The organism is Paenibacillus sp. JNUCC-31, from assembly GCF_014844075.1.
GTDB lineage: Bacteria > Bacillota > Bacilli > Paenibacillales > Paenibacillaceae > Paenibacillus.
In genome coordinates this window covers 3,950,414-3,968,797 of sequence record NZ_CP062165.1, presented here as the reverse complement: position 1 = coordinate 3,968,797, position 18,384 = coordinate 3,950,414, and the positions used below count along the sequence as shown (strand labels likewise).

Below are 18,384 nucleotides of genomic sequence, written 5' to 3'. Positions count from 1 at the left end.
TACAATCTCTTTTCGTCGATCGTATATCATCAAATTTGGGTCGTATTTCCATGAAAAAGAACAAAAAAGTGAGCCAATCGCTTCGCGAAAGGCTCCAATAAGATAGACATATGAAAGGGCTTACGTGATTATTATAATCGGTTATCGTCATTTTGAAAACGCTTTTTTTGTCAAGTGGATCTTTATTTTAAATTTTTCTGTTCTAAACGAATATCGACACAGGGATTGCAAAAACTAATGGTATTAGTTATATTACTAATATCATTAGTTTTGAGGAGGGTTTTATCATGCGAATCACCCGTGAACATGCCGTCATTCAAATTTCATTTCTTCCACGCCTCTTCCCCGTGAATGTATATCTTGTCGAAGAAGAGGATGGATTTACCCTGATTGATACCGGAATGCCATTCAGCCTCAAAGGGATTCTGGCTACTGCACAATCCCTCGGCAAACCCATTACCCGCATCATTCTGACTCATGCTCATGGCGATCATGTTGGTGCACTGGATGGTCTTAAGGATACTCTGCCCCATGTCGAAGTCTGCATCTCCAGACGGGATGCCCCGCTGCTGGCCGGAGATGCTTCCCTGCTTCCCGGCGAGCCACAGACCCCTGTGCGCGGCAGTGTGCCCAAAGCGGTGCGAACCCGGCCGGATCGCTTGCTGGATGACGGCGACCAGATCGGCTCCCTGGTCGCCATTGCTACTCCGGGCCATACGCCTGGCCACATGGCCTTCATGGATACGCGCAGCCGCGTGCTGATCGCTGGCGACGCGTACCAGCTGCATGGCGGTCTCGCCGTATCCGGCCGCCTGCGCCCGCTCTTCCCGTTCCCGGCGCTTGCGACCTGGAACCGTGAACTTGCTCTTGCCAGCGCCAAGCGCCTGGCTGAGCTGGAGCCGTCCGTGCTCGCTGTAGGGCACGGACGACTCCTGCGCCAGCCCGCGGCCGCCATGCTCGCAGCAGCGGCTGACGCAGAGCACCGGCTGAGCCCTGCCGGGGGGCGCCTTTGAGCCCGCGGCAGGGTCTGGATCGCAGCGCTCTGTTAAGCGCAGCCGCCCAGCTCGCCGACAGCGACGGATTCCATGCGCTGACGCTGGCCGCCCTGGCCCAGCGGCTGGATGTGCGCTCCCCGTCGCTGTACAACCACATCAGCGGACTTCCAGGGCTTCGCCAGGAACTGGCGCTGATGTCTGTACAGCAGCTCAGCCGCGCATTAACCGCGGCAGCGGCTGACCGCTCGGGCGACGAAGCCATTCAAGCGGTTGCTGCCGCATATATCGCCTTCGTCCGAGAGCATCCGGGGCTGTATGAAGCCTCATTTCATGCCCCGGACCGCGAGGAACCGCAGCTCGCTGCGGCCAGCACAGCTGCGTTGGAGGTGCTGCTACATATTCTGCAGCCCTACCCGCTAACCGAAGCGGAAGCATTGCATGCAGTCCGTGGTTTGCGCAGCCTGTGTCATGGCTTCGCCTCTATGGGGGCGCAAGGCGGCTTCGGCATGGACTTTGACCCGGACGAAAGCTTGCGTCTGACCATTGCCGCTTTTCTGAGTGGGCTGCATCACCTTCACAAAGCCTAACCCGTTTCTACAGACCAAAGTGAAGAGGGGCTGTCCCATCAGTCATAAGCATGACGATGGGCGCCCCTTGTTATCATTATTATGGTCTAACGAACCTGGCACACGTTATTCGCTCTCATTTGCACCGTCCTGAGATGTAACGAATCACAAAGACGTTATGTCATCGGTTACGCCGCTTTTTAAGCTCTGAAGCCGTGTTTGCACTGAAATGGCGTCACTGAAGTTCGTTAAAATTAGCATGTATTAACAATCCGTCATTTAAGATGCGGTAGATTCCTTAGGTACCTTGTAAAGTTTGGCACATGACGCTGAGCAGCCGTTCGGGCACGCCTCCCCGTAGCGGGAGCCCTACCGAGACAGCCCTTCTATATGTATCCCGGCTTTCCTTTTCCTGAAACGGTTTTTCTATTGCCAGGGTTGTCGCCCTGTCTGCACTTCCTGCAAAATCTTCTTCATAACGGGTACGTAGACTTTCCAGTAAAACAAGTCCGGAATCCCCTTTTCATCCGGCGTAAGCTTGTTTCTCAGTACTTCCCATCCCTTAATGCGCCGCCAAAACGAATAATGCTTCATCTCACCGAATGTTCCTGCCATATAATAAGACCGATTATGGTCATCATGTCGAATAAGTGCGGGGAAGTCTGGTGGTATGCCTGCATCTTTCAGTTTCTGTTGGCCTTCCTTGGTCAGGTCGGTTCCATACCAGGCCAGTACGAAATCATTTTGCTCCGGTACAATGACGTCAAACCAGTTGCTATAATGGGTATCCTTCGTAACTCCACTCCATTCTGCACCTTCCTTTGTGAAGGAAACCTGGATATCCTCCGTCTTCACATCCCGACCTTTCTGGAGTACAAGAACCTGTCCATCCTCATGCGCAAGTACAATGCCCGCTCCATGGAAAGACCAATTCTTCTTCTCGCTCCGTTCATAGTTCATTCGCACTCTCTGCGGTACTTCATCCGTATTCTGTAGATCCGATACCGATCTGCCCTGCCATCCGCTGCTTCTCATGCCCAGAATGGGGTACAACTGCTCTCTTGTCAGATCAGAGGTGATGTTCCACAAGGCACTGGACTCGGCTACAATGGATACCCCTTTATTGGCAGCTTCACAAATTTTTTGGGCATCGTATATCGTGAGACCTTCCAATGTTTGGCCCTGTATATGTTCGTTGGGATCATCAGATGACATACTCTGGTTTGACGTCAGATAGATCAGGTCCGTATCCGTCACCTCATCAGGTAAGGGCCGCTTCATACGAAGAATGTCGTTCTGGGTGTCATATCCGTAGTAATCTTCCTCGTACCTGTAACGTTCCCCGGTCTGTTGTACAATCTTCTGCTGATTCAGAAGCCATACTAATCCCTTATGTGCCACATAGGAAAGATCAGGCTTGCTTTTGTCAATAATCATGATGTTTAGCGGTGTCGAAGCCTGAGATTGCCACAAGATCCAGGGCACAACCAGAACTACCGAAACCACCGTCAGACAAGCCATCGTCCATACCTTGACTGGTCTGTGCGTTCTATTCATCGAAGCGTCTTCCTCCTTGCTCTGTTCCAAGGTATGAATCGAATGGGTAGGTTAAAGCCCAAGTTACCTCTTTTGTTTCCGAAGCTGACTCCACACGTCGCCGCTCTCTGACACTGCAGATGGAGTCGGGGATGTATATAATACGTCCACGCCCTTTCATCTGTTTCATGCGTTTATGCAGTCGCCTGACAAGCTCTGTATGACCCACTTGGTTATCTGTCTTGTCACCGTCGATTTTTATGACCCTACATGTTCGTTCATTTCCTGATTTCCCCTTACTCGAATAAACCGCCTCACACGGGGTACAATAAATACAAATTTTTCAAATAAATCCCGTATGTTCATTCCGGGTCCATGAGACACTAAGCGTTCTATCGGCTTTCTGCGTTTGTGATATAATAGGAACAGAAAATTCCGGTAATTGGCGTCATGTTCCGGATATCCGGATAACATATTATTCCAGAAAGAGGGAGTTCTACGTGGCTCAAATCAGTCCGTCTTACCTTCAGATCGGCGCAACACTGGGTATGCTCATCATGGCCCTGCTTGCCATTTTCATTCGAATGAAAGCCAGTCACCGCCCGGTTACCATTCGCAAAATTCTTATCCCTCCGCTGGGCATGAGTACGGGATTTCTAATGTTTGTTGTGCCTGAGACACATGTTCCGCTTCTGTGGGCATTCATCGCACTGTTGGTGGGCTGGTTTATTTTCTCGTATCCCCTCATCCACAGTACCCGATTCGAACGCATTAACGATGAAATTTTCGCCACTCGTTCACGAAGTTTTGCTTTCATTCTGCTTGGATTGCTGGCAGTTCGTCTGATTCTGCATGAAGTCATCCAGCGCTATGTGAGCATCCCGCAAACGGGCGGATTGTTCTTCCTGCTGGCCTTCGGCATGATCGTACGCTGGCGCGTATATATGTACAAGCACTATAAGGAAGTTGTTGCTGCCGAATCCTAGCAACATCCTAATAACAGAAAAAGGCACGTTCTGGCACTTCACTTCACCGTGCGGAACGTGTCTTTTTTGTGGGTTAGGCGTATTTTTTCAAATGGAAGAAGGCAGAAGTTATCCATAATTGAAATCCATGCGAATTCGAATATCCATATGGTCCGCTCCATCTTTCACCAACATCAGCAGAGCCTATATCTTCCTTTCGTCATAAAATGGAATTGTCACGCAATAGCCCAATACGCATCGCTTCTGTTATCGCTTCGGAGCGGGAGCGTACGCCGAGTTTCTCGAAGACGCGAGTCAGACTGTACTCAACCGTACGTTGACTCATGAGTAGCTTTGCAGCGATTTCTTTGTTACTACGGCCACTTGCAACTTCCTGCAAAATCTCTTGTTCACGCTCTGTGATGGATACCTTATTCAAGGTCTGATCTTTACGTTTACTCAAATGAATCTCACTCCGACGCAATTGACGCAGCAAATGAACCGGAATAACTGCTTCATCACGCATCGCACAGCGAATTGCAGTCAGAAGCTGCTCACGGGTTGCTGTCTTACTCACAAAACCTGTCACCCCTGAGTCAATAAGGATGTTGAAGTTGGGACTTATGTCATAACCGGTGTAGATCAATATTCGATTTTCCGGATCGAGCGAGATTACCCGTTTAGTCAGCTCCAATCCACTGATCCCAGGCATATTCAGATCAAAAAGCAATAGGTCAAAGTTCTCGGTTTGCAATCGTTCCAACGCCTCCATGGGAAGTGTAAGCGCCGTCACCTGAATCTCCGGGTCTTGCTCCAGCAGAAGCTTCGTTCCTTCTCCTACTGATGGGTGATCATCTACCAGCAATATACGAATCATTGGATTCTCTCCTTTCTTTCCACATTTACTTTATCCTTCCTTTGCTCTGGTTACAGCATGACTATGGATCGGCAACCGGATTACGGCGAATAATCCTTTTCCAGGCTGTGAGTACCAATCCAGGCTTCCCTCAAAGCTACGGACGCGCTCTTTTATTCCCGATATCCCCATATGACTAAATGAGTCCTCTGTCACCGACTCTAGCATCCCTATGCCATTGTCACGATATGTATAATGTAGCACCCCCTCCTCCAATCTAATGCCAATCTCAACTCTCGTAGCCCGCGAGTGCTTGGCTGCGTTTCGAAGCAGCTCCTGAGTGATTCTATAAATGGCTAGCGTCTGTTCATCATCAAGCAGTCCATCAACGGATTCTGTCGAGAAATCTACCACATAATCCATGCGTGTCTGAGCTTCAATAAACAACTGTTCCAAAGCTTGAGTAAGTCCCATTTCCATTAAAAGTGGAGGGCGCAATTCATTACAGGTCTCGCGGATCTGATGGATGACATCAAGTAGCCCTTCCTTAATCTGTTCCAGTTCATTACGCAAACCTTCAGACATCTCTTCATCAAGAATAGCTGTCTCTAACCGCCGAAGCCAGATGATCTGATCCTGCAGAGCAGAGTCATGCAGATCTGAAGCCAAGCGTCGTCGCTCATTTTCAGACAAGTTGAAGATTAGCCGAAGCACCCAGGATGGAGCATGACTGTGCTTTTGTATTTCCGTCTCCATATCCACAATTAGCCCTTCAATTAAGTAAAGATTTTCATAAACAATAGCGCTATAATTGGCTAACGTACTGAGCCAGTTCCGTTCGTCCGGGTTAAATCGCGTATGATTTGCTTTGTCGTCAATCCAGAGTATATACAAAGAATCCTGACGCTTTCCAATAACAAGACAAATGCCACGAGACATGGTCAACAGATATCCTGGAGCGATTCGATTCATTTTTTTCCGTAACTCACTTGCTAGTTCAGTACGCTCTGACTTCCTCAATTGATCAATCCGCACTTCGGTTTGATGCATATCCCAATCGAAGAAAGCCATATCTAACACAGGGAGCGAAGAATTTATTTCCTGCTCCAATGCTTTCTCAAGGTCTGAGCGTTTCATGACACGCGATACATTGTGAGAGAATCGTTCAAAACTGTCCCTTATATCCAGACGACTACCCAATTTTTTCTTCACTCGACGATCCATATTTTCCTTGACAAACAGCGTAATAACCAGAAGGAAATAAAACAAGAGAAACATACGGATGCCATCAATCCCGTTCGGCCCTCCGCTATTGGCTATCCACATCCCAAGCGTGGCCATCAACGCAGAAGGTATTATGGCAAGAAGAGCATGATAAATAAAGCGGTTTAGTACAAAATCAACATCAAACATCCTTCTCGTTGTCAGCATATATATATAAATAATCGGCAATGTTAACAAGAAGGCTGCAGCCACATCGTTAGATACAATTGGATAATTGATCAGTGATGGCAGGCTGTACAGACAGACAAACGGGAGAAAGGCCAGCATATGTGCAATTAACGTCAATTTGAACAACGAATGCAAATGATCCAAGCGATGTTTGCGATACTTGTGAATTAACTTCGCGACAATTAGAATGTTGGGTATCGCAAAAAATAAAATAAGTAATGTCGATCCATAAGAGTAGAATTCCACGTCAATGAGTTCACGGATCGACCTCATGACTATGTGGAACACGATGCAGATATAAAACAGAACAAGCCAGGGTTTGGATATAAACCGTTCTTCAAACTTTCTTAGATAGCTATTCATAAAGTGAATAAATAGAATCGGTACCATTAGAAAGGATAAATAGAAAAAAAGACGTCCAAAAGGTTCGTATCGGTCTGTAGTATAACCACCCAGATAGGCTAGAACTGTGAACAGAAAGAAGAGCGCCAAAAGAAATGCCGATGAATCTTTCCGTCGGTAGCGCCCCATTACGACGACGAAAAAAAGAAAAAGTACAGACGCACTCAGTGGACCTTTAATGGAAAGTAGTGATACGTGCAAAGGCAGCTTCTGGATCGTCAGAAGCTGCTCCTTTCCATCTGCCCCTATTTTGGTAATCGACTCAGCTCGTTCAATCCTTCCGTAATGTTGAACAGTGAAATTTCTCGCTGGTGAGGCCCCATCGATGGCAATCACGACGTCTCCTGGCTCCATATAAGCCCGCCCCCATCCCTCATCGCCAATAGAGCTCACTTTATAATACCCTGTTACATCTGCCTCAACCTCAATATGAATTAAAGGTGACCCAACAACGAGGAGGATATCATATACGACAATGACGATGTATATCAAAACTGCGGCTATCCAATTCCCTTTCCTCAATTCAAAATCCTCCAACCTATTTTATGTATGATTTAATCGCCCCAGTTTGAAATCTGCTGACTGGTGATGGAGCGACCTTCCGATCGAAAAGTGAACACATCCAGTAATGCTCGATGTTCGATCTCCCCTAGTCCGGCGAAAAACAATTGTCCACTTAACAAACTGTTACACGCATTTTTTTCCTTCATCAATATCTCAATAGCTTCCTTCAACATTCCAGTCAGCCTCCCGTATCGTAGTTTAGTTTGATGAGTATTAAATCCCATTCCTAATATATTCTACGCCGGCTGCATACGAGTATGAGATGATCTTCTGATGTATGAACTGCGGGTGTCCGGCTTGTTTTTACTATATCAGTACAACAAAGAACATGAAACGACAACCCACATTGTAATTCCCGCAAAAGAATTTGCGCTCTGTTGCGTGATCTAGCAACTTTACCTGTAATCCTCTTTACACAGGCATCAGGATTCTATCACAACAGATAAACGTTTCTTGAACCCATCTTGAATGGGCAACTGCTCAACCAACCGAAGATAACGATAATAAGCGATGCGCATATGAACAGAAGCATATGTCAATGCACCAGAATTCTCCAATAACTCTAGTAGCTCGTTTATTCTGTTGCAAACTTGTTTGTACGTTAATCGACCTTCAAAATAATCAATCACCCAGTGGGATTGCCCATTCAGATGCGCGATTAAAGCAAGCACAGGAAGGGTTTTTTTTCGATTCCAAAAGTCGTTCTTCCCTTCCCGATTCATCACATCCAAAATATCATTTTTGATCTGAGCGGCTAAACCCAACTGCTCGGCGTATTCTTCTACTTCCACACGGCTCTCTCCACATGCGAGAACCGTACCTATTTGACAAGCCATCACAATCAAGGATGCTGATTTGTCGACAACTGTTTGTATATACTCACTTTCGCTGCGAATCCGGCTTGTCAAATCCATCATCTGACCGTTTACCGCTTTTATAGCTTGGGTGTTCAGCAGAGCGGCAGCCTTATATTTTCTCGTGGTCTCAAAGTCGCTATCCAGCAAGAGATGCTGGGACAAGAATACGAAACCAAGCGCAATATTTAGTACACACTCTTGTGGAATGGAGCTCCAAACGGCCACTGTGTTATCACGATCTTGAAGATCATCGATTATGTCTAACGCGAGCAAAAGCAATTCGACAGCAGCGACCGCCCTATAAATCTCTTTGCCTTCACCACCATAGATTTGATAGTGCAAACTTGTCAGATTTCCGATTTTAGTTCCACCTTGCAACTTGTACAAAACACATTCCACTGCTTGCTTGCAAAGTACCTCATCTGTAAATTCTTTCTCTATGGCCTGGCACAGTATCTGTTCGATCTTCATGTCTTCCACCATCACACATCCTCCTTATTCTCTTTTTTCCCATTTTGAGTATATTTTCCAATAAGATATCATATTTATCTTTTTTAGATCAACTTCCTAAGAATTAACGACAAAAAAACTCCTCTGGCTATATAGTAGCCAGAAGAGCTCCGCTTAAGATTTATTCAGAAGTCTACCTTGTTCTAAAGTCTTTAGGCGCTGTTCTTCAAAACTGAGTAGTGCGCCGTAAGGATGCAACGGGGAATACATACTTCGAATATAACTCAAGTATACATCCGCGCTTTCATCCGAACAATGGGTAAAGGCCTCCACTTTAAGTAAAGACAATGGACCCAGTACCTGCTTGTCGAGCAGAAGATGTAAGAGAATGTCCGCCTCCCTATGGTCACTCACTTCTTTCAGCCGAATGACCTCTTCAGACAGGATCATTGCTACTGTATTCTGGTGTATGAGGCTTGTCATTTCTTGCCAAAATTCGACTAAATCCCTTGTCAGCCTGGTGACTAAAATATCTTCATGATTTCTTTCACCCTGCATCGCTGTATAAAAATATAAAACGTTCAGATTATGCAGATCTTTGCTCCATTTAGTATCATTTCTCTCTGCGACTTCATACAAATACCGCCGTGAATCCTTAAGCAGAAAATCCAGCTTCCTGACGTCCATAGAGCTGGCAGTAATCAACGCATTCCAAGCAAAGAAAAGTGAATAGTTGCGTCTACCGAGCAAAAGAGCATTTGTTCCATCTGTAAATAACGTACCGATACCGATGGCGACTGACAAAAGACCAATCAGCCCCCACAAGCTGAGGAAATCTGATGAGAGGTTCAGAGCGAGCAGACCAAGAAGCAAACTAAACGTCGGACCAGCCGAATAAATTACGCGTTGAGCTCGAATGGATGAAGCAAATGTGCGCTCGTCCTCATAAGCCGCGATTTCCGCTTTCATTGCTCCAAAAAAGTAGGCTTGTTTCCATTTCCATTCGAGGTGAAACGGTGAAAATGAAAACAGAAATGGTCCACATATCAGATGGGTTACTCGGTTTCCCATAAACAGTGCACCGAGGATATGCCCGAATTCATGTAACATAATAGCTATTACCAGTGCAATTACAATATTGAGCAAGAGGGTAAGCAGTGCCTCCCCCCCCCACCCTCCTAGTATTGGTATACCTTCTGTATCCCCCAGCAAAAACGAAGTAGCCAGAGCGAAAACAATCGTCACTCCAACAAAAACCAGCAGGTTCTTTTTCAAAACACTTCCTCCTACGCCATGGGGCTGTCTTCCCCTGAATCTCCAAACATAACGTCCATCTCTTGAGTTCCTGCTAGTATTTCAAACGTACTCATCTCCAGAAATAGTCTTCCAAGCATATTCATTCTCTCATGAATCAACTGCTCCATATACTTTTCATAGAGAGCTTTTCTTGCTTGAATTCGCCCGTTCATGGGTTCAACCGCATTAGTGCTGCGTATACATTCACACCCCCTACACCGAATACTTCATCCGCTCCGGGTTCCCCATAATCAGTTGCCGTCTCAAATAATATATTTTTCACCGCAGATGGACTCAGTCTGTAACCCTGCTCTTTCGCTTCAGCGATCAGTAGCCCCGCTGAAGCAGCCACCTTGGGAGCAGACAGACTGGTGCCTATCATAAATTCATAACCGACTGGCAGACCCACCAGCTTGCTTAGCTCTGACTGCGGAAGATGGGTAGGATATGTCGTCAAGCACATACTCGTTAAGTTCAGCTCACCTTTGGTGAACCAGGTACTCCCATAATCCCCACCGGGAGATGCAATCATATCACGCAAACCATAATTCGAATAAAAAGATTTTTCATGCTGACGATTGTAGGCAGAGACAGTGATGACACCAGGTAAACCGCCAGGTGCATGAACGGCAGCCTCAAATGCATCCCATTTGAGCGCTTGGGCAAGACTGGATGGATCACCAATATTAAGCCCATCTGTACCAGAGGAAGCTACCACAATCACCCCTTTTAATTGAGCATATGCCAACGCTCGTTCATAAGCGAGTAACGCTGCTTGGTCATCAGGCTTCAATAAAGACTTGTAAGTCCCTAAACTGAGATTAATCACATCGACGTTATCGTTTACCGCCTCTACTATGGCCTCAACGACCCAAGAACTATCCGCCTTTCCCGTATCGAATACTTTATAAGGAACCAATCCAAGCCCGGGTCCCACACCAAGCAGCTTTCCATCCGCAGAGATCGTTCCAGCAATCATCGTTCCGTGTCCAAGGTTATCATCAGTGGACTCTATGCCAGGCACAAATGATTTCCCGGTTCCGATAAGGCTATCCTTTAGATCAGGATGAGAAGCATCGATTCCACTATCCACCACAGCGATAACCACATCCCGGCTTCCGCGTTGAATATCATAACTTTTCCAATCATCAGTTACTTCTTTGATGTCCCAGCCCCATTTCTCATATAATAGCTCCTCTGCCCTAACTGTTTCTTCGCCACGATTAGCATTTAATCCTTCGAAATCCATTGTTTTGAATATTGACTTATCTAATTTCGGGTTCTCTCCCATATCTTGAATATCTGCTAGATTTTGTTGCACAGCCTGTGGAGTGAGCGCAGCAGCAATCACTTCTGAATCGTCCAATTTAAGTTCCAGTTTCGGATCACTGCCAGTGTACTCCACCACATCTGTGAATGCTTGTAGAACAGCTAACTCCGCTTCTCTCACGAGTGTGGGGGAGGACCCACTCAACCGTAATAGCCCTGTTTCTGGCACTATAGTAGCTTGGATATCTTTCCATCCCTCGAAAAGAGTAGCTGCTTGCTCTGGAAACATCCCTTCCTTGAATAAGATAAGTCTACTGTATGAATCCCCTGTTACACTAAGCTCCATGGCCGCAGAGGCATCAGCTACTCCCGTCACTGCTACGCCTGATATTCCTACTAATCCTGCTGACAAGGCCATAGATAAGGACAAAACGCAAACCTTCAAATTATTAACTTTAGACTGCCAGTTCATGCTCTTTTTCCCCCTTATTCATATAAAGTTGGTAATATAACCCTTTCTGACTGATTAGCTGCATATGACTACCACTTTCCACGATACATCCTCTGTCCATTACAACGATTCTGTCGGCATCAATCACTGTACTCAAACGATGAGCAATAACGATCCGTGTACAGTTCATCTGCGACAAAGCTTCTTCAATTCTGGCTTGGGATAAATTATCGAGTGCACTAGTCGCTTCATCCAGCAGCAGAATATGAGGCTCAGTTACAATAGCTCTAGCCAGAAGTAACCGCTGTCTCTGTCCACCCGATAGGTTCGCACCACTTTCAGACACCATCGTCGAATAACCAAGCGGGAGCTTGAGAATTTCCTCATGGATATTCGCCTTGATAGCGGCCTGTACGACCTGTTCCAATGTTATGGAGTCGTTCAGCATACGTATGTTTTCTTCCACAGTTCGTTGGAACAGTCGTGTGTCCTGCAAAATCGAACCCACATGTTTTCGTAGCGACTGCAAATCCATGTTTTTTAACGAACGCCCGTCATAACGGACCTCGCCTTCGGTGGGCATATAGAAGCCAAGCAATAGTTTGGCCAGTGTTGTTTTGCCTGAACCGGAAGGACCAACGATTGCAATTTTCTGACCAGGTTCGATCTGAAAATTCAGTTGTTGCACTGCTTCAGCTGAAAAAGGGGTGTATCGGTAAGAGACATGATCCAATTCGATCTGGCCACTCAATCGTTCTACGACTTCGCCATTTTCTTCTTGCTCAGGCTTCGCTTCAATTACATCGTAAATGCGCTGCAAATAAGAACTGACCGTAAGCAACTGTGTATAAGCTGAGCCCAGTGAGACGATGGGGATCATGAAAGCCATCGCAAGTGCGTTAAATCCCAGTAGACTGCCAAGTGTCATCTGTCCACTCCACACAGCATGGCTTCCAGCCCACAGCAGCAGCAACGGCAGAATGAACTGAATTCCAGTCGAAAAGGACTCAAGCAATGAGACCCAAACATTGCGCTTTTGTGTTACCGCTAATTGCCCCGTAAACAACCCGCGCCATGAATTGAAAATCCGATCTTCTGCACCTGCAAGCTTGATATCCGTGATCCCGTAGATACATTCAGCGAGAAAACTTTGTGTCCGACTTTGCTCGGTGATTTCGCGACTGGAGAACTTCCTGGTCACTAGTGTCGTCAAGATCAATACCAAGAATATTCCAATTCCCACACTGATGACCAATAATGCGAGTGAACTCGATTCCACCAGCATCAGCACAGCATAAGATATCAGCAAAATGAAGTCGATTACGACCGTCACCATGCGATTCGACAGAATCTGCCGTATGTATACGTTCGCATTAGTTCGAAACATCAATTCGCCGCCTGTGCGGGATTCAAAAAAAGAATAAGGAAGTCGTAACAAGCGTCCAATGAAAGTCTGCATCATACTCAGATCCATTACACTCTGAAGCCTGGCTACTGACCAACCTCTCAACATACAAAAAGCTTCGTAGAACACAAACAGCGAAAGAAGAGCAAATCCGATCAAGGAAATCTGATCTCGAGCCATATCCATTAAAAGACTGTCTGTAATATAGGCAGTCAACTTAGGTGCAATCAGACCAAAACTTTGCAGAATAAGAGACACACACAGAATTCCGATTAACCATTTCGGTTGTTTAAATGCAAGCTTGATGAAAAATCCCCAGTTATTTCTCCCTTTTCGCTGCTCAAACCCATTATCTGGTGCTAAACAAAGTATATGTCCACTATACCTTTCACGCATTTCTACCAAAGAGAGCGTCCTGCGTCCAAATGAAGGATCTACAATCGTGACCTTGTGTTTGCCTACTTTTTCGATTACGACAAAATGCTTATTTTCCCAATGGGCAATTGCGGGGAGTGGCAGTTTGCGTAGCTCGTCCACGTCAGCTCGATATGCTTTACTCTTCATGGAATAGCCGGAAGAAATCGTGATCAGTTGCAGAAGTGAACTCCCACCACGAACAACGCCGAAGCGTTCCCTGATCTCGTGTAACGAAACACGGCAACCGTAACATGCCATAATCATTGCGACACAGGCAATTCCGCATTCTGAATCCTCCATCTGCTCAATAAAAGGGACCCTTAATCTAGGCATAAGTCAGCCCCCGCTTGTGTTGTCGCCCCTCCTCATAGAGAGCATCTACAGGTGGGCAGACCCATCCAAGATGGCAAGCAAGGATGCCGATCTGTACCCGGGAGATAATCTCCCATTTGACTTTAATGGAGAAGATAATCTCACCTACACGTCTACGGCTGATAAATAGGCTCTGTGCAATTTCTATGTCCTTCATACCCCGTGCAACCAAAATCGCAACTTCCTTTTCTTTCTCACTTAGATGCATAGCCATTTCACTCCTATCGTTTATTGAGGTGCTTGAGCTTCATCATAGAGGCTCCTGCGTGGTTTCGCACCGAAAACAACCTCTGCAGATTACGCCATTTTCTTGCGATATGAACTGCGGGTTGTCTGGCTCCTATTGCGTTGTACAAGGCAAGTTAATTTCTGCCATTTTGCGTAGTACCGCGAAAGGCTCATGCCCAGTAAGATTAAGCCATGAACAACACACCAAGCACGAGAGGAGGTGATCGGATATGAATCGTGAACATGCACTTCGTTTTCTTGAAACGCAAAGTCCAGTGGGAGAGACTCTGGTAGAGCTGAGTCAGGAAGAATTGATGCGAGTACACGGCGGCGCCGATGTACAACCGGAAACTACCCCATTATGCGGATTCCTCGTAGGTGTGGGAATCGGAGTTATTCTCTCGGTAACAAGTTGTTAATGAGATCATGCCTTCCTTACTTTGTTACTAAAAAACAAAATAAAAAAATGGAGGAATTTAAAATGAAAAGAGAAGACGTCCTGAACGCCTTAGAAAGTGCCAATCCGGCAGGAGAAGCATTAGTTGAACTGAGTCATGCTGAACTGTCTCGTGTGTTTGGCGGCGGCGATGTACAACCAGAGACAACTCCTGTATGTGCGGTCGCTGCAACCGTTGCTGCATCTTCAGCAACTTGCGCAGCTGTAGGTGGCGGGATCGCGGTAGGTGTTACAATCGTTCTAACAATCAAAAGCTGTTAATTCATCACGAAGATTCTCATAGGATAATAACGATTCATTTTGAGTTCTTGCGAAGTGTACAACCACTGGGTTGTACACTTTTTGGCGTTGCTCTGAATTCTTGATTATGAATCATAAATTGCTATTTTGCGAAGTGCAATCTCTGATTCATTCTTGTTATGATGAACCCATCATATGAATCGGGGGGAACTATGATGTCTACTCTAACGACTCAATCGCACGATTCCAAATATAGTGCTCTGAATGTATCAGCTCTCTTTTTTGAAGAGCGGAAAGACTTTTTGGACACATTGGACCAGTCTGAGAATCAAGCAGAAGCACGTAAAACAGCAATAGACCATTGGAGGAATGAGGCTCTACTGCTAGATGATAACCAATATCAGGCTCGCCTGAATGCATTGGGCTTGAGTGAAGAAGAGTTTGGTAATCTGCTTCTGCTTTCGTTGAATACCAAAGCACTGAGCACAAATAATTCGTTAGCTAAAGAGCAAGTACGAATCGGACTTAAAGAATGGGAAGAGGCGCTGCTTCTGAATCGCTCCATCCCTCTACAAAGTGGAGCTCCGACCAAGCTGATTTCCGCATTCCGTCCTTTCCTGCTCTGGGCAGCTCGACAATGGGATACCTTTGTGGACGAATGCACAGAAGTACGCTTGATTGCAGATGTGGATCGTTTAAGAGAAAAGCTTCTTCAAGATCTAGCGGAGTGTCTATTACAGTTTGGGGCGCGAACGTTCGTCCTGGAACTTCATGTAGCCAAGCAGATGGGTGAGCTATACGGGGATACCCCTGAAGAACGATTTCGTAGTTTCGTAGAAAGAAAGTTGTGGGATACAGCTCAGATCGAATTTTTGTACAATGAGTATCCTATGCTCGCCCGTATGTTGATGATCCGAACGATATTTATCGTCAACGCAACATTGGAAGCGATGGAGCGTTTTACCGCAGACCGCCCCACATTGATCCTGACACTTGGGCTGCCCCAAGATTGCGGTCGCTTGCAATCGTTTGTAGCCGGTATGGGCGATGCACACCAGAAGGGTCGTTCCGTCATTCGCATGCAATTGGAAGATGGTACCGAACTAGTATATAAGCCAAAACCACTCGGAGCCTCGAAACATTTCAGTGATTTTCTTGGTTGGATGAACAGTCAAGGATTCCATCCCGAATTCAAACCGATGCGGGTGCTAGATCAGGAAAACTACGGATGGGAAGAGTTTATCGTGCAGAGGGGCTGTACGAATTCAAACGAGGTAGAACGCTATTACACTCGGCTTGGTGGCTTGCTCGCCATACTATACAGTATGCGCGGCACTGATTTTCACATGGAGAACGTGATTGCATCCGGCGAACACCCGATCCCAATCGACTTGGAAACGGTGTTTCACAATACACCTACACTTCATTTCCCGGATACAGCCGATGTGGAAGCCAAGAAAAAAATCGTCGATTCGGTTATCGGCACGGGGCTACTCCCACTACTACTGTATCAGAACGAGGAAGGATTCGGAGTCGAAATGAGCGGTATAGGTGGTGGTGAGCAAGTACTTCCATTCCCGGTACTTCAAGTCGAAAACGACGAAACTGACGAGATGCGTTTCGTACGCAAGGCCAAGTCTACCAAGGGATCAGAAAACATCCCTATGCTAAATAATATTCCAACACATGCAGCCAAGTATGTGGATCATATTGTGGAAGGTTTCCGACAAGCATGTTCAATTTTTCGTCGCAATCGGATGCTGCTACTTGACAAGAATAATGGTCCACTCGCACCTTTCGCAAACGACACCGTGAGAATTATTTTGAGAGCTACACAATTCTATGCCAACTTTTTGATGGAATCGGGACATCCGAATTATACACGCGATGCTTTTAAACGCGAACTCTTAATGGACCGTCTCTGGTATACAGTACTCGATCCACGTGCTATTGCTTCGGAACGACAGGATCTGCTATATGGCGACATTCCCTACTTCACTACGACCCCTTCTTCACTTGATCTGTTCGATAGCCGAGGCCAACGTATTCCTGGATTCTTTGCCTCTTCTAGCTATGATCTAGCTTTAAAGCGTCTACTTTCCTTAGACGACGAAGAAGATCGACAGGTGGACTGGATCATATCCTCCATTCTTGGCTCAGCTGACTGGCGTACAACAGAAAAGGAATACTGCAACAAGGATAAAATCTTGGTAAATCTTGAAGAAACGGACGCATCCGACGACCAGCTAGGAGAATCCATTGATCAGAATTATAATTTTCTGGAACAGGCTTCGGAAATAGGCGACTACCTGCTTCGGGAAGCAATCTTTAGCCTTGGAAGACATGACGCCACATGGGTTGGAGTCGGTATGAACTATAGGGGGCAATGGAACGTAGCAGCGATGAAAGGTGGTCTATATGACGGAGCTGCGGGGCCATCTCTTTTTCTAGCGCAGCTAGGACGTCTCACAGGCCAACATAAATACAGTGACCTCGCTCAACGTTCTATGCGAACATCCATTGCATCACTGCCCTATAACACTAGCTTCGGATCGGCGTTCTATGGACAAGCTTCCGTGCTTTACAGCATGCTACAATTGTCCAATTTAGGTTTGAGTGAAAAAAACTGGAGCGAAAAAACAGCGCTGATCCTGAATCATCTACGCATGGGTGTGCCATTCGACAACTGCTATGACGTGCTGGGTGGGGGTGCAGGTATCATACCGGTGCTATTAGATCTCTACCATGAGCAAGGAGTAGAAGAAGCACTGGACACGGCCATCCTCTATGGTGACCGACTGCTGGAATATGCGATACCTGTAGGAGACGGGCTCGGCTGGCCTTCTCCCTTGAAAAGTAAACAACCCTTGGGAGGCTTCGCACATGGCTCGGCTGGCATAGCTTGGTCGCTTAATCGACTCGCCAGAATTACTGGCGATTCACGTTATCTGGAAGCAGCCGAAGCTGCACTGAGGTATGACCGCTCGCTATACGATTCGGCGAAAAAAAACTGGACGGATCTGCGAAAATTGGAGGCTCCAGAAGCCCACTCGTCTAAGTTCTGGTGCCATGGTTCCACAGGAATCGGGCTGAGTCGTTTACTCCTGCTTCAAGATAGTGAGTCCTTTGGCGGCCGCACTGAGATGCTGGACGAAATCGAAACTGCCATCCACTCATCGCTGAATGGAGGCATCGGAGCAAGCCACTGTCTATGTCACGGTGATATGGGCATTCAGGAGTTTCTACTCCAATCCGGGCTGATCCTAGGACGTCAAGAAGACTTGAAAAAAGCCCGACTACTTGCTCAGCATGTGATCCATGAGAAAAAATTGACTGGTCATTGGCAGACTGGCGTGCCCCGTGCAATAGCCACGCCGGGATTTTTCCTTGGCTATTCAGGGATAGGATACCAGCTTCTACGGACTGTCGATCCGACAGGCGTGCCTTCAGTCTTATCGCTAGCACGGCCTGCACTCTCTTAACATCGCTATCAAATTAAATCCTCCTCAACTAACCGACACTTGTAACTTTTTGTTATAGTTGTTGGGATAGCAAACGTTGCACCGCACACAACTCTGTCGCGGTGCTTCGTTGTGTTACAGGAAG

At 46.5% G+C, this 18,384-nt stretch carries 17 protein-coding genes; 6 read left to right on the top strand and 11 right to left on the bottom strand.

Annotated features, from left to right (window positions below; all coding sequences use genetic code 11):
* The first annotated feature begins 287 nt into the window (after positions 1-287).
* Both JNUCC31_RS17235 and JNUCC31_RS17230 read left to right on the top strand, forming a co-directional pair.
* Positions 288-1,013 carry an MBL fold metallo-hydrolase gene (locus JNUCC31_RS17235; protein WP_192262780.1) on the top strand — a complete coding sequence of 242 codons (726 nt, stop codon included), beginning with the start codon at positions 288-290 and terminating at the stop codon, positions 1,011-1,013.
* Positions 1,010-1,582: a TetR-like C-terminal domain-containing protein gene (locus JNUCC31_RS17230; RefSeq protein WP_192262778.1), complete on the top strand. Its 573-nt coding sequence runs from the start codon at positions 1,010-1,012 to the stop codon at positions 1,580-1,582. The genes JNUCC31_RS17235 and JNUCC31_RS17230 overlap by 4 nt, the downstream gene beginning before the upstream one ends.
* 405 nt (positions 1,583-1,987) lie before the next feature.
* On the opposite strand, the gene JNUCC31_RS17225 is transcribed toward JNUCC31_RS17230, so the two are convergent.
* A complete protein-coding gene (locus tag JNUCC31_RS17225; RefSeq protein WP_192262776.1) occupies positions 1,988-3,118 on the bottom strand; it encodes a hypothetical protein in 1,131 nt (376 codons plus the stop codon).
* On the bottom strand, positions 3,111-3,287 hold the full coding sequence (locus JNUCC31_RS33390) for a hypothetical protein (protein WP_228469051.1): 177 nt from the start codon (positions 3,285-3,287) through the stop codon (positions 3,111-3,113). Before JNUCC31_RS33390 ends, JNUCC31_RS17225 begins: the two co-directional genes overlap by 8 nt.
* A gap of 310 nt (positions 3,288-3,597) precedes the next feature.
* On the opposite strand from JNUCC31_RS33390, the gene JNUCC31_RS17220 reads away from it, so the two are divergent.
* Positions 3,598-4,083 (top strand): CcdC family protein, encoded by a 486-nt coding sequence (locus JNUCC31_RS17220; RefSeq protein WP_192262774.1) that lies wholly within the window; start codon positions 3,598-3,600, stop codon positions 4,081-4,083.
* A 199-nt stretch (positions 4,084-4,282) separates the two neighbouring features.
* On the opposite strand, the gene JNUCC31_RS17215 is transcribed toward JNUCC31_RS17220, so the two are convergent.
* From JNUCC31_RS17215 to JNUCC31_RS17175, 9 genes are all read right to left on the bottom strand, one after another.
* The gene (locus JNUCC31_RS17215; RefSeq protein WP_192262772.1) at positions 4,283-4,939 is read right to left on the bottom strand and encodes a response regulator transcription factor; all 657 of its coding nucleotides are present in this window, start codon (positions 4,937-4,939) and stop codon (positions 4,283-4,285) included.
* 30 nt (positions 4,940-4,969) lie between these two features.
* Entirely contained in the window at positions 4,970-7,294 is a 2,325-nt protein-coding gene (locus JNUCC31_RS17210; RefSeq protein ID WP_192262770.1) for a sensor histidine kinase, read from the bottom strand.
* 32 nt (positions 7,295-7,326) lie between these two features.
* Entirely contained in the window at positions 7,327-7,509 is a 183-nt protein-coding gene (gene comX, locus JNUCC31_RS17205; RefSeq protein ID WP_192262768.1) for a competence pheromone ComX, read from the bottom strand.
* A 249-nt stretch (positions 7,510-7,758) separates the two neighbouring features.
* Complete coding sequence (locus JNUCC31_RS17200) at positions 7,759-8,676, bottom strand: polyprenyl synthetase family protein (protein WP_192262766.1); 918 nt, start codon at positions 8,674-8,676, stop codon at positions 7,759-7,761.
* A gap of 141 nt (positions 8,677-8,817) precedes the next feature.
* A complete protein-coding gene (locus tag JNUCC31_RS17195; protein ID WP_192262764.1) occupies positions 8,818-9,918 on the bottom strand; it encodes a site-2 protease family protein in 1,101 nt (366 codons plus the stop codon).
* Between the two features lie 11 nt (positions 9,919-9,929).
* Positions 9,930-10,112, bottom strand: coding sequence for a hypothetical protein (locus JNUCC31_RS17190; protein ID WP_192262762.1), 183 nt, complete (start codon positions 10,110-10,112; stop codon positions 9,930-9,932).
* A complete protein-coding gene (locus JNUCC31_RS17185; protein WP_192262760.1) occupies positions 10,109-11,680 on the bottom strand; it encodes a S8 family serine peptidase in 1,572 nt (523 codons plus the stop codon). Before JNUCC31_RS17185 ends, JNUCC31_RS17190 begins: the two co-directional genes overlap by 4 nt.
* Positions 11,664-13,814 (bottom strand): peptidase domain-containing ABC transporter, encoded by a 2,151-nt coding sequence (locus tag JNUCC31_RS17180; RefSeq protein ID WP_192262758.1) that lies wholly within the window; start codon positions 13,812-13,814, stop codon positions 11,664-11,666. The genes JNUCC31_RS17185 and JNUCC31_RS17180 overlap by 17 nt, the downstream gene beginning before the upstream one ends.
* Entirely contained in the window at positions 13,807-14,067 is a 261-nt protein-coding gene (locus JNUCC31_RS17175) for a LuxR C-terminal-related transcriptional regulator (RefSeq protein ID WP_192262756.1), read from the bottom strand. Before JNUCC31_RS17175 ends, JNUCC31_RS17180 begins: the two co-directional genes overlap by 8 nt.
* A 244-nt stretch (positions 14,068-14,311) precedes the next feature.
* Between JNUCC31_RS17175 and JNUCC31_RS17170 the strand changes: the two genes are divergently transcribed.
* The 3 genes from JNUCC31_RS17170 (at position 14,312) to JNUCC31_RS17160 (ending at position 18,260) form a co-directional block, all read left to right on the top strand.
* Positions 14,312-14,500, top strand: coding sequence for a mersacidin family lantibiotic (locus JNUCC31_RS17170; RefSeq protein ID WP_094938127.1), 189 nt, complete (start codon positions 14,312-14,314; stop codon positions 14,498-14,500).
* 62 nt (positions 14,501-14,562) lie between these two features.
* The gene (locus JNUCC31_RS17165; protein ID WP_094938128.1) at positions 14,563-14,799 is read left to right on the top strand and encodes a mersacidin family lantibiotic; all 237 of its coding nucleotides are present in this window, start codon (positions 14,563-14,565) and stop codon (positions 14,797-14,799) included.
* Between the two features lie 191 nt (positions 14,800-14,990).
* Complete coding sequence (locus tag JNUCC31_RS17160; protein ID WP_192262754.1) at positions 14,991-18,260, top strand: type 2 lanthipeptide synthetase LanM family protein; 3,270 nt, start codon at positions 14,991-14,993, stop codon at positions 18,258-18,260.
* Positions 18,261-18,384 lie beyond the last annotated feature (124 nt).